The organism is Pseudomonas sp. 2VD, assembly GCF_005503585.1.
In the GTDB taxonomy this organism is placed as follows: domain Bacteria; phylum Pseudomonadota; class Gammaproteobacteria; order Pseudomonadales; family Pseudomonadaceae; genus Pseudomonas; species Pseudomonas aeruginosa.
On the sequence record NZ_SCND01000200.1, the window covers coordinates 1 to 10,951 of the forward strand.

11 protein-coding genes are annotated in these 10,951 nt (G+C 68.5%); 6 read left to right on the forward strand and 5 right to left on the reverse strand.

The features are described from left to right. Positions 1-47 precede the first annotated feature (47 nt). From FFS27_RS20300 to FFS27_RS20310, 3 genes are all read left to right on the forward strand, one after another. Entirely contained in the window at positions 48-524 is a 477-nt protein-coding gene (locus tag FFS27_RS20300) for a sigma factor-like helix-turn-helix DNA-binding protein (RefSeq protein ID WP_031635289.1), read from the forward strand. Positions 525-526: 2 nt separating this feature from the next. Then, entirely contained in the window at positions 527-1,462 is a 936-nt protein-coding gene (locus FFS27_RS20305; RefSeq protein ID WP_023101185.1) for a FecR domain-containing protein, read from the forward strand. Between the two features lie 428 nt (positions 1,463-1,890). Continuing rightward, on the forward strand, positions 1,891-2,529 hold the full coding sequence (locus tag FFS27_RS20310; protein WP_003090593.1) for a DUF6348 family protein: 639 nt from the start codon (positions 1,891-1,893) through the stop codon (positions 2,527-2,529). 205 nt (positions 2,530-2,734) lie between these two features. Here FFS27_RS20310 and FFS27_RS20315 read toward each other — a convergent pair whose 3' ends face one another. After that, positions 2,735-3,421 (reverse strand): type 1 glutamine amidotransferase domain-containing protein, encoded by a 687-nt coding sequence (locus FFS27_RS20315; protein WP_023091653.1) that lies wholly within the window; start codon positions 3,419-3,421, stop codon positions 2,735-2,737. A 99-nt stretch (positions 3,422-3,520) separates the two neighbouring features. After that, on the reverse strand, positions 3,521-4,009 hold the full coding sequence (locus FFS27_RS20320) for a MerR family transcriptional regulator (protein ID WP_003090587.1): 489 nt from the start codon (positions 4,007-4,009) through the stop codon (positions 3,521-3,523). Between the two features lie 232 nt (positions 4,010-4,241). Here FFS27_RS20320 and FFS27_RS20325 point away from each other — a divergent pair, with 232 nt between their 5' ends. Then, positions 4,242-5,072, forward strand: coding sequence for an alpha/beta fold hydrolase (locus tag FFS27_RS20325; protein ID WP_003116692.1), 831 nt, complete (start codon positions 4,242-4,244; stop codon positions 5,070-5,072). A 125-nt stretch (positions 5,073-5,197) separates the two neighbouring features. Continuing rightward, a complete protein-coding gene (locus FFS27_RS20330) occupies positions 5,198-6,433 on the forward strand; it encodes an NADH:flavin oxidoreductase/NADH oxidase family protein (protein WP_003122573.1) in 1,236 nt (411 codons plus the stop codon). A 14-nt stretch (positions 6,434-6,447) separates the two neighbouring features. On the opposite strand, the gene fdxA is transcribed toward FFS27_RS20330, so the two are convergent. Both fdxA and FFS27_RS20340 read right to left on the reverse strand, forming a co-directional pair. Then, positions 6,448-6,786, reverse strand: a complete 339-nt coding sequence (gene fdxA, locus FFS27_RS20335) for a ferredoxin FdxA (RefSeq protein WP_003090580.1) — start codon at positions 6,784-6,786, stop codon at positions 6,448-6,450. Between the two features lie 16 nt (positions 6,787-6,802). Beyond that, positions 6,803-9,112, reverse strand: a complete 2,310-nt coding sequence (locus FFS27_RS20340) for a molybdopterin oxidoreductase family protein (RefSeq protein ID WP_017149124.1) — start codon at positions 9,110-9,112, stop codon at positions 6,803-6,805. A gap of 353 nt (positions 9,113-9,465) precedes the next feature. Between FFS27_RS20340 and FFS27_RS20345 the strand changes: the two genes are divergently transcribed. Beyond that, positions 9,466-9,945: a winged helix-turn-helix transcriptional regulator gene (locus tag FFS27_RS20345; RefSeq protein WP_003090577.1), complete on the forward strand. Its 480-nt coding sequence runs from the start codon at positions 9,466-9,468 to the stop codon at positions 9,943-9,945. A gap of 47 nt (positions 9,946-9,992) precedes the next feature. Here FFS27_RS20345 and FFS27_RS20350 read toward each other — a convergent pair whose 3' ends face one another. Next, positions 9,993-10,856: a DMT family transporter gene (locus tag FFS27_RS20350; RefSeq protein ID WP_003119465.1), complete on the reverse strand. Its 864-nt coding sequence runs from the start codon at positions 10,854-10,856 to the stop codon at positions 9,993-9,995. Positions 10,857-10,951: the final 95 nt, after the last annotated feature.

The following is a 10,951-nucleotide window of genomic DNA, read 5'->3' on the forward strand; positions in this document are numbered from 1 at the left end:
GCCCCCATCCACCGCAAGAAGAACGGCCAGCGTGCCCGACGGCCTCGATAGGCAAACCCCGCGTCGAGCATGGAAGCCGGCTCCGGCAATGGCTTCGCCTGTGCCTGGGCAATGCCCAGGATGCCGCCGTTTTCGCCCACGGCACCTTCGTGCGCGTGTTCGCCTCGCGTAGCGCCGAGGCCCTCCGCGAACCGCGCTGCTATCTGAGCGCGAGCGTCCGGGCGCTGATGAGCGACAGCTTCCGCCGCTGCGCCACCGAGCAGGCCTATCTGGACAGCCTGGCCGCGCGGCCGGAGCCGCTGGACATTCCAGCGCAAACGCGACTGTCGATCCTGGAGACCCTGACTGCCATCGACCTCGCCCTCGACGGCATGGGCGAGCGTACCCGCCAGGTGTTCCTCGCGGTACAGCTCGAAGGGCTTACCTACAGGTCGGCCGGCGAGCGCCTGGGCGTCTCGATGACCACCGTGGAGAACCACATGGTTCGCGCCATGACCCGCTGCCTGTTGCTCTGCAAGGACTGACCATGGAACTGGAGATCGAGGTGCTGGAGGCCGCCGCCACCTGGTACGTGCGCTTCGGCGCGGAACCGCCGAACGATGGCGAGCGCCAGGCCTGGCGCGAATGGCTGGAGGCCGACCCGCGACACCGTCGGGCCTGGGAGCGTATCGAGCGCTTGCAGGGCCAATGGGCGGCGCTGCCGGCGGAGACCTCCCTGCACACGCTGGCAGGCGTGCGTGCGCGGCGCCGAGCGCTGCTCAAGACGCTCGCCCTGCTGGCCTGCGCCGCGGGTAGCGGCTGGCTGGCGAGCGGCGGCCTGCCTTACCGTGCGCTCCTCGCCGGGGAGCGCACGGGCGTCGGCGAACGCCGCCAACTGCGCCTGGCGGACGGTACCCAGGTCGACCTGAGCAGCGCCACCGCGCTGGACCTGGCCTACGACGAAAGCCTGCGCCAGGCGTACCTGTGGCGGGGCGAGATCCTCGTGGAAAGCGCGCAGAGCGCTCGCCCGTTCCTTGTGCACACCGCACAAGGCAGCGTGCGCGCGCTGGGAACCCGTTTCAGCGTGCGTTGCGAGGGGCCGCGCACGCGCGTTTGCGTCCTCAGCCATGCAGTGGAGCTACGCCCGTTGCAAACGCCGACCCGGCCGATGCGCCTGCCAGCCGGCCAGCAGGCTCTCTTCGACGAGCGACGCGGCTACTCGTCGACGCCCTTGCGCGAAGGCGAAGGCAGTTGGACGCAGGGCGTGCTGACGGTGGTGGACTGGCCGCTGGGCGAGTTCATCGCCGAGCTGTCCCGCTATCGCGCCGGAGTGTTGCGCTGCGCCGCCGAGGTGGCGGAGATGCGCCTTTCCGGCACCTACCGCCTGGACCGGATCGACGCGGTCCTGCAGAACCTGGGCAAGTCGCTGCCCGTGCGCGTGCGCTACCTGACGCGTTACTGGGTCACCGTCGAGTCGGTCTGAAGGACAGACGCAGAACAACGTCGCGGGCTTGCCGATGGTCATTCTTGTTCGGCCAACACATGAAGCAGCCGCGGACGTTGCCAAACAGGAAAATCTGATGTCGCATTCCCTTCCGGGTTCCTGCGCACTACGTCCGGCTCGTCGGTACCGATGCGTTTCCCTGCCTATGCACCCGAGTTCTCGGCCAGGGCCTGGGAGGGGGCTTCGGCCCGACCTGCCCCACGCCTGCGCCAGACCAGCCAGGTGGACGAGGCCCCGCTCGCAGCAGCGACGGCAGGAGGGCTCTTGGCTGTCGCTGCGCCAGCGTGGCGAAGCTGGCGGCGCCGAGGATTCCGATCTGCGCTACCCTATGCCGCGTTTCGCCCGGCCTCGCCGGGCTTTCCGGGCAGCGCCTCGGCGGCGCGCCCTCGACCATGCAAGGACAACCCATGGAAGCGGTCTCCGTCTCGCAGCATCTGGCTGCTCTGTTCGAATCCCACCGGATCGAGTGCGTCGTGCACGGCGAATGGGTGGCGCCAGCCGGGCGGCTACCGGCGATCCGCGCCACCTGGTATGCGGGGGAGAAGACCGGGCGGCTGGATGTCGACGTGCTGCTGGAGGACGAGCGCCAGTTGCAGGAAGCCTTCGCCGGCATCGGCAGCGGCGAGGACGGCTTGCAGGACGCGTTGCGTAACTTCGCCTCCAACTCTTTCCACGTGCTGCTTTCCGCGCTCTGGGGCCAGGCCGAGGAGGACCAGGTGATGGTGGAGACCTGGGAGATCGGCGAGCGGCGTTTCGAGGTGCATATCGGCAACCTCGGCCTGCGCGGCGCCGAGGGCAAGGCGCCGCCGCTGCCGGCCGGGCTGTTCCCGAGCATCGAGCGGGCGATTCGCGCCGAGCCGCTGGACGCGCGCCTGCACTGGTTCCGGCATTTCTTCTGTGCCTTCGGCAACCAGCGCACGGTGGAGGCGCTGTTCGACAACCAGCCGTGGGAGGCCGGCATGCAGAACCTGGCCGCTCTCGACTGGCAGGATTCGCAGGGTTACTACAGCGTGCGCAACTTCCTCATGCTCAAGCCGCTGGCGTAGGCCGCCGCGTCGCGCAGCCCGCAAGGCGTCGATGGCGGCTCCATTCCTGTCAGGTCGCCCTTCGACGAGTTCGACCCCTACCACACGACCAGCACTGCGACGATCCTGCGGCCCCTGGCCGACGGCACGATGCAGATGTCGTTCTTCATCGGCAAGCGGCGCCACGACTTCCAGATGAGGCGCGCGCAGGACTGACGCGCCGCGTTCAGCCGAGCAGGGCGGCCACCTGCTCGGCCGTGGCCTTGGCCGACTGCGGGTTCTGCCCGGTGACCAGGCGGCCGTCGACCACCACCTTGCTGGTGAACGGCAGCAGGCTTCTTTCGTAGAGCGCGCCGCGTCGTTTCATTTCTTCCTCGACGTTGTACGGCACCTTGCGGGCGACCCCGGCGAGCACTTCCTCGATCCAGGAGTAGCCGGTCAGGCGGCGCCCGGCGACCAGCAGGCGGCCATCGTCCAGGCGTGTGTTGAGCAGGCCGCAATAGCCGTGGCAGACCGACGAGACGATGCCGCCGCGCTGGTAGATCTCGCGGGTCAGGCGCTGCAGCCCGGCGTCGTCGGGGAAGTCCCACATCACGCCGTGGCCGCCGGTGAAATAGATGGCGTCGAAGGCCTCCGCGTCGACCTGCTCGGGAGCGGCGGTGTCGGCCAGCAGCGCCAGGCGCGCCTCGTCGGCCAGCCAGGCCTTGGCGCTGGCGTCGGCGTGGGGCCAGCCGAGGGCGCGCGGCTCCAGCGGCGACTCGCCGCCGCGGGGGCTGACCAGGCGTTGCTGGTAGCCCCGGGCGGCGAAGGTCTCGTAGGCATGGGTCAACTCCGACAGCCACAGCCCGGTGGGCTGGGTCGGATCGGCATAGTGGGCGACGTTGGTGACGACGTGCAGGATGCGCTTGGTCATTGCGTTGACCTTCCTCGGTGAGTGATCCCTTCGGCAGCCGGTTTCGGCAGGCTGTCCGGGAGGGTTGGCGTCACTCTAAGATTCAAGTCGACTTCAAGGTCAAGCGTCGGAAAGCCGCTGCTCCGCCGGCGTGGGAGAGGACCCCCGCGAGCGGGTTTGCCGTGGACGCCCGACCGTCTGGGGAGGGCCTTCCTCGCGCAGGCGCTCCAGCACGCGCTGGGTGTTTTCCGTGCACTGCAGGCCGTCCGGCTTGTTCTCGATGCTTTCGATGGCCACCAGCAATTGTGCCTTGTTCTGTTCCAGGCGTCGTTGCAGGGCCTCGATCTCGGCCACCTTGCGGCGCAAGCCTTCGAGCAGCTCGCCGTGCTGCCAGGCGCCATCGCCGCTCGGCAGCAGGCGAGCGATCTCCTCCAGGGAGAAGCCGGCGCCCTGGGCGCCGGTGACCAACTCCAGGATCCACACGGTATCTGCCGCATAGTCGCGGTAGCCGTTGGCCTTGCGCTGCGAGCGGATCAGGCCGCTGGCCTCGTAGAAGCGGATGCGCGATGTCGCCAGGCCGGTGAGCTTGGCCAGTTCGCCGATTTTCATGTCGCACCTCGAAACGCGTTGACCTTCAAGCCTACTTCAAGCCTAGGGTGGTTTCACGGCCGGGCGACGAACTCGCCTCCATCGACGGGTTCGCCAGGCCGCATGGGCGCTACCGCCGGTCGCGTTTTCCTCGTCCAGGCGGCGCAACGCAGGCGGCTTTCTACTCTACACAGGGGACGGCGGCCGCAGGGTGGCGCCGTTGCCTGCATCCACACCGATCGGGAGAAGCGACATGGGTTACGTGACAACGAAGGATGGCGTCGAACTCTTCTACAAGGACTGGGGGCCGCGCGACGCCCAGGTGATCTACTTCCATCATGGCTGGCCACTGAGTTCCGACGACTGGGATGCGCAGATGCTGTTCTTCCTCGCCGAGGGCTTTCGCGTAGTGGCCCACGACCGCCGTGGCCATGGTCGCTCCAGCCAGGTCTGGGACGGCCATGACATGGACCACTACGCCGACGACGTGGCGGCGGTGGTCGAGCGCCTCGGGGTGCGCGGGGCGATCCATGTCGGCCATTCCACCGGCGGCGGCGAGGTCGTCCACTACATCGCCCGCTATCCCGACGACCCGGTGCCGAAGGCGGCGATCATCAGCGCGGTACCGCCGCTGATGGTGAAGACCGAGGGCAATCCGGGCGGCCTGCCGAAGAGCGTCTTCGACGATCTCCAGGCGCAGCTCGCGGCCAATCGCGCGCAGTTCTACCAGGACATTCCCGCCGGCCCGTTCTATGGCTACAACCGTCCCGGGGCGCAGCCCTCGGAAGGGATCGTCCGCAACTGGTGGCGGCAGGGCATGATGGGCGGCGCCAAGGCCCACTACGATGGGATCGTGGCCTTTTCCCAGACCGACTTCAGCGATGACCTGAAGCGCATCGACATCCCGGTGCTGGTGATGCATGGCGACGACGACCAGATCGTGCCCTACGAGAATTCCGGCGTACTCTCGGCGAAGCTGTTGCGCAACGGCACGCTGAAGATCTATCCGGGGTTCCCGCACGGCATGCCGACCACCCAGGCCGAGGTGATCAACGCCGACCTGCTGGCCTTCATCCGCGGCTGAGCGCGCCGGGTGCCGGGGCGCGCTCCCGGCACCCGGTCGGGGCTCAGGCGGCGCGGAAAAAAAGCGTTGACCTTGAAGTCGACTTCAATCTTATCGTCGGGCCACTGTCCTCATGAGGTAGGCCCATGAACCTGTTCGACACGCTGACGCTTCCCAACGGCTCGACCATTCCCAATCGCCTCGCCAAGGCCGCCATGGAGGAGAACATGGCCGATGCCGCGCAGGCCCCCTCCGAACGCCTGATGCGCCTCTACCAGGCCTGGGCCGACGGCGGCGCCGGGCTGCTGATCAGCGGTAACGTGATGGTCGACAGCCGTGCCATGACCGGCCCCGGCGGGGTGGTCCTGGAAAACGACGCGCAACTGGAGAAATTCCGCCGCTGGGCGCGCATCGGGCGTTCCGCCGGCGCGCAGTTCTGGTTGCAGATCAACCATCCCGGCCGGCAGATGCAGGCCAATCTCGGCCAGCAGGCCTGGGCGCCCTCGGCGGTGCCGCTGGAACTGGGCGGGATGTCCAGGCACTTCGCTACGCCGAAGGCGATGGACGAGGCGATGATCGCCGAGGTGATCCAGCGGTTCGCCCGCAGCGCCGGCCTGGCCGAGCGGGCCGGCTTCAGCGGGGTGGAGATCCATGCCGCCCACGGTTACCTGCTCAGCCAGTTCCTCTCGCCGCTGAGCAACCGCCGCAGCGACGCCTGGGGCGGCTCCCTGGAGAATCGCGCGCGCCTGCTGCTGGAGATCGTCCGGGCGGTGCGCGCCGAGGTTGCCCCTGGCTTCGCGGTGGCGGTGAAGCTGAATTCCGCCGATTTCCAGCGCGGCGGCTTCAGCGCCGACGATGCCCGCGAGGTGGTACGGATGCTCGATGGCCTGGGCATCGACCTGGTCGAGCTGTCGGGCGGCAGCTACGAGGCGCCGGCCATGCAGGGCGAAGCGCGCGACGGGCGGACCCTGGCCCGCGAGGCCTACTTCGTCGAGTTCGCCCGCGACATCCGCGCGGCGGCGCGGATGCCGGTAATGGTCACGGGCGGCATCCGCCGGCGGCCGGTGGCCGAGCAGGTGCTGGCTAGCGGGGTGGACATGGTCGGCATCGGCACGGCGCTGGCGATCGAGCCGAACCTGCCGCGCGACTGGCGCGCCGGCAAGGACTCGGCGCCGCAGTTGCGGCCGATAACCTGGAAGAACAAACCCCTGGCCTCGCTGGCGAACATGGCCGCGGTGAAGTTCCAGCTGCGCAAGCTGAGCCGGGGCAGGGCGACCAACCCACGGGTGTCGCCGCTGTGCGCGTTGCTCGCGCAGCAGGCCGGCGCGCTCCTGCAGACCCGCCGTTACCGGCGGCTCATGCGTTCGCGCGCCGAAGCCTGAGCACCGTCAGCGCCTCAGGCGCCGTTGCGGTCGAGTTCGGCCAGCTTGCCCGGCAGGCCGAACCAGGCGTCGTGGTCGTCGGGCGCCGGCTTCTTGCGGGTGATCTGCGTCCAGTTGGGATGCGCGGCGAGTTCGCCATTGAGGGCGATGAACTGCCGTTGCCCGAGCGGCACCTCGTCCTCGGCGCGAATCGCGGCGACCGGGCATTCCGGCTCGCAGAGCGCGCAGTCGATGCATTCATCGGGGTGGATGACGAGGAAGTTGGGGCCTTCGTAGAAGCAGTCCACGGGACAGACTTCCACGCAGTCGGTGTGTTTGCAGCGGATGCATTCTTCCAGCACGACGAAGGTCATGATCGTCCTCCCTGGCTCAGGCGTTCGTAGCGGCGGGCGTCGCCAGCCGTTCCAGGCGCGCCGGCACGTACTTGTGCCAGGGCGTGCCGGCGAGGAAGTCGCGCTGGGTGCAGTCGGTCACCTCGTTGGGCGCCACGCCCCGGCGCACCACCTCGCCCTCGGCGTTGCGGTAGTCCAGGCCCTGGCCGTTGGGCAGGGAAATATTGCCCGGCTGCATCATGTCGCTGATCTCCACTTCCGCCTCGACGTCGCCGCGGCGGGTCACCACGCGCAGCACCTCGCCGTCGGCGCAGCCCAGCGCCTCGGCGTCCTGCGGGCTGATGCGCAGGGTGCCGTAGCGCCCGCGGCGGTGCCAGCCGGTGTCGCGCACGGCGGTATTGCTGGTGTCGCTGCGCCGCTCGCCGGCGGCGAGGATGAACGGGTAGGCCGGATCGTGGGGTGGCGCGCTGTGGGCGAGCTTGGCCAGTTCCGGCAACAGTTCGGGGATGTGCAGGTTGATCCGCTGTTCGGGACGGGCGACGGCCTGCCAGCTTTCGGCGTAGGTGGTTTCGGCGAAGACCACCCCGGACGGGTTGTCGAGCATGGCCTGGAACAGGCGGTCGGCGGCCAGTGGCGGCAACCCGTCGAAGCCGGCGCGGGCAGCGGTCTTGCGGTTGTTCAGCACGTGCAGTTGGCAGATGCCCCAGATCGCCGCGGCCGCTTCCATGCCGGCGGGCAGGGTCGGGCCGAGGGTACGGTAGAGCAGGACCGGCGCGTATTTCATGACCTTGGGGCGGGTCGCCGCGGCGGCGAGGAAAGCCGCCGAGAATGCCTTGCGCCCGAGCTTCAGGGCCAGGCGCAACGGCCGGTAGTCTTTCTCGCCGAGCACGCCCATGGCTTCCAGCAGGCGGGCGTGGATCTCCGCTTCCGGCAGGGTGCCGGGGCGCGCCGGGAACAGCGGCGCGCGCAGGTGGAAGGCGTTGCGCGGGAATTCCAGGTTGAAGAAGGTCGCCTCGGCTTTTTCGAACTGGCTCGCCGCCGGCAGCACGTAGTCGGCGTGGCGCGCGGTCTCGGTCATGGCCACGTCGATCACCACCGACAACTCCAGGGCGCGCATGGCTTCGCGCATGCGCTGGCTATCGGCCAGCGAATGCAGCGGGTTGCCGGTCTCCACCAGCATGGCGCGATAGCGCTTGGGATGGTCGGTGAGGATTTCCTCTGGAATCACGTTGCAGGGAATCAGGCCGATGATGATCTTGGCATTGGCCACCGGGCTGCGCTTCTCGACGCGTGGCGCGCCCTTCTTGCCCATCGAGGTATCGCCCTTGCTGGCCTTGGACAGCGAGAGGAAGGGCACGAAGGCGTTGCTGGTGCCGGGGCGCCCGTAATGGCCGGTGAGCAACCAGACCAGGCGTTGCAGGTAGCTGCCGAGGGTCGAGTGCAGGTTCATCTGCATGCCCAGGTCTTCCAGCGCCGATACGCTGCTGGCGCTGGCGATCCGCCGGGCGGTGGCGCGCAGCTTGTCTTCCGCCACCCCGCAGGTCTCGGCGCAGTAGGCCACCGGGATGGCGTTCAGTTCGTCGACGATGTGCTCGTAGCCGCTGGTGTGTTCAGCCAGCCAGTCGCGCGCCAGCAGCCCGTCCTGGACGATGATCCCGACCAGCGCCGCCAGGCACCAGGCGTCGGTGCCCGGACGGATCTGCAGGTGGAAGTCGGCCAGGGCGGCGGTTTCGCTCAGGCGCGGGTCGATCACGATGATCGAGCGCGCGGGGTCCTTGGCCATGGCGTTGAGCAGCACGCGGGCGCGGGCGAAACCATGGGATTGCCAGGGATTCTTGCCGATCAGGATGGCCACCTCGCAATGCTCGAAGTCGCCGTGCACGCCGGTACCGAACATCTTGCCCTGGACCCAGAACTCGCCGGTCTTTTCCTGGGCCAGGGCGTTGGAGCGGTACTTCACCCCGAGGGCCTTCAGCGTGCTGTCGCCGTAGGCGCCGCCGAGGTGGTTGCCCTGCGCGCCGCCGCCGTAGTAGAGGATGCTTTCGCCGCCATGCCTGCGCTTGATGGCGAGGAATTTCTCCGCCACCTCGCGGATCGCCGTGTCCCAGTCGATGGCTTCGTAGCTGCCATCGGGGCGCCGGCGCATCGGCGTGTCCAGGCGGTCGGCGCCGTTCTGGTAGTAGTCCATGCGCTGCGATTTCTCGCAGACGTAGCCCTGCGAGGCGGGGTGGTCGTCATCGCCGCGGATCTTGCTGATGCGGCCATTCTCGGTCTGCACTTCCAGCCCGCAGTTGAGGCTGCAGAGGATACAGGCGGTCTTCTTCCATTGCGGGGACGGCGTAGTCACGGTGTGTTCCTCGTTGTTGTCGTTGCCGGCGCAACCTGGGGCGCACCCCAGCCGTGCGGGCTTCGTTCTTTCGGGACTGCCTGACGCTGTGCTGCAAGGACGACGCGCGGGCGGCACACGGAACCCCGTCGTATCGGCCTTTCCCTCTCATGCTCGACGCTTCTACAGTTCCGAATCGGAACTTACTATGCGGGCGCTGATATGGGACCCGTCCGTAGTGCTGGTTTGTCCGATCCTGCCAGGAGCGCGCCGGGTCCATGACCTTTTCGGCCGGATACTAAGTTCCAATTTGGAACTGGTCAAGCTCCGAAGCGGCCCCCTAGAATGGACGGAGGTTTTTCCGGGAGAACCCCATGAAATGGCAAGAAGTCGGCGAAACGCCCTGTTCGATGGCGCGCAGCCTGGCGATCCTCGGCGACCGCTGGACGCTGCTGATCCTGCGCAACTGCTTTCTCGGCATGCGCCGCTTCGATGAGTTCCAGGCCAGCCTCGGGGTCACCCGTCAGGTACTGGCCGACCGCCTGAGCCGGCTGGTGGAGGCGGGCGCGCTGAAGAAGGTGCCTTACCAGGAGCGACCGCCGCGCTACGAATACCGCCTCACCGAGATGGGCCACGACCTGCATCCGGTGCTGCTGGCCCTGGCCAATTGGGGCGACCGCTGGCTCGACGAGGGCCGCGGCGCTCCGGTGGAGTATGTGCACAAGGCCTGTGGCCACAAGTTCCGGCCGACCATGGTCTGCCCGGAGTGCGGCGAGCCGGTGGGGTCGCGCGATGTGACGGCGGTGCCGGGGCCGGGGTTCGCGGCGATGGCTGGCAAGCTCGCGCAGAACTGAATCCGCGCGCGCTCTGCCAAGGGCGGGCCGCGACCCGCTCGGTTCGCTCAGCCGGCCTTGCGGAAGACGAACATCAGACCCACCACGATCAGCCCCATGCCCAGCAGGCTGAGCCAGCCGAGGCGGTTGCCGAAGACCATGAAGTCCATGATCGCGGTCACCGCCGGCACCAGGTAGAACAGGCTGGTGACGTTGACCAGGTTGCCCTGGGCGATCAGCCGGTAGAGCAGCAGGGTCGCGCCCACCGAGACCACGACGCCCATCCACAGCGCGGGGACCAGGAAGCCGGCGTTCCATTCGAACTCGAACGGCTGGAAGGGCACGAACGCCAGGCACAGGCCGAGGCCGGCGAGGTACTGCAGGGGCAGGGTGCCCAGCGGGTTCTCGCGGATGCCCTTCTGCATGATCGAGCCGCCGGTGACGCCGGCCAGCGCCAGCAGTGCGCAGAGGATGCCGGCCGTGGACATCCCGGCCAGGCCGATGCCCTGGTAGACCACCAGCACCAGGCCGGCCAGGCCCAGCAGCAGCCCGAACAGGCGCGCCGGCGACTGCCGGCGTTCGAGGATGACGGCGGTGAGGATCGGTTGCACGCCGAGGATGGTCGCCATCATGCCGGGAGTGACCTGCAGCTTCAGCGAGAAGATATAGAAGATCGGATAGATCCCCAGCATCACCAGGCCGGTGAGCAGGGCCTTGCCGCGCTCACGCGCGCTGCGCGGCGCGCGCAGCCTGAGCAGCGGGGCGAGCGGCAGCAGGCAGGCCAGGGCGATGCCGAAGCGGAACACCAGGAAGGCGAACGGCGAGGAGTGCGCCAGGCCCCATTTCGAGGCGATGGCCCCGCTGCTCCAGAGCAGGACGAAGAGGCTGGTGCTGGCCAGGCCGGCCAGTGCGGATTTGTTCAGTGCAAACATGGATCTGCCACCTTGTAGTCGGGCATGCCGCGGGCTCGGGCCGGCGGCGGACGGCACGCCTCGGCAGCGGATGGCGCTGCTTGCGGCGGGCTGTG

What these genes read in the sequence shown, in the direction of transcription:
- FFS27_RS20305 (WP_023101185.1), top strand. Translation starts at nt 527, where the DNA reads ATGGAACTGGAGATCGAGGTGCTGGAGGCCGCCGCCACCTGGTACGTG.
- FFS27_RS20310 (WP_003090593.1), top strand. Translation starts at nt 1,891, where the DNA reads ATGGAAGCGGTCTCCGTCTCGCAGCATCTGGCTGCTCTGTTCGAATCC.
- FFS27_RS20315 (WP_023091653.1), bottom strand. Translation starts at nt 3,421, where the DNA reads ATGACCAAGCGCATCCTGCACGTCGTCACCAACGTCGCCCACTATGCC.
- FFS27_RS20320 (WP_003090587.1), bottom strand. Translation starts at nt 4,009, where the DNA reads ATGAAAATCGGCGAACTGGCCAAGCTCACCGGCCTGGCGACATCGCGC.
- FFS27_RS20325 (WP_003116692.1), top strand. Translation starts at nt 4,242, where the DNA reads ATGGGTTACGTGACAACGAAGGATGGCGTCGAACTCTTCTACAAGGAC.
- FFS27_RS20330 (WP_003122573.1), top strand. Translation starts at nt 5,198, where the DNA reads ATGAACCTGTTCGACACGCTGACGCTTCCCAACGGCTCGACCATTCCC.
- fdxA (WP_003090580.1), bottom strand. Translation starts at nt 6,786, where the DNA reads ATGACCTTCGTCGTGCTGGAAGAATGCATCCGCTGCAAACACACCGAC.
- FFS27_RS20345 (WP_003090577.1), top strand. Translation starts at nt 9,466, where the DNA reads ATGAAATGGCAAGAAGTCGGCGAAACGCCCTGTTCGATGGCGCGCAGC.
- FFS27_RS20350 (WP_003119465.1), bottom strand. Translation starts at nt 10,856, where the DNA reads ATGTTTGCACTGAACAAATCCGCACTGGCCGGCCTGGCCAGCACCAGC.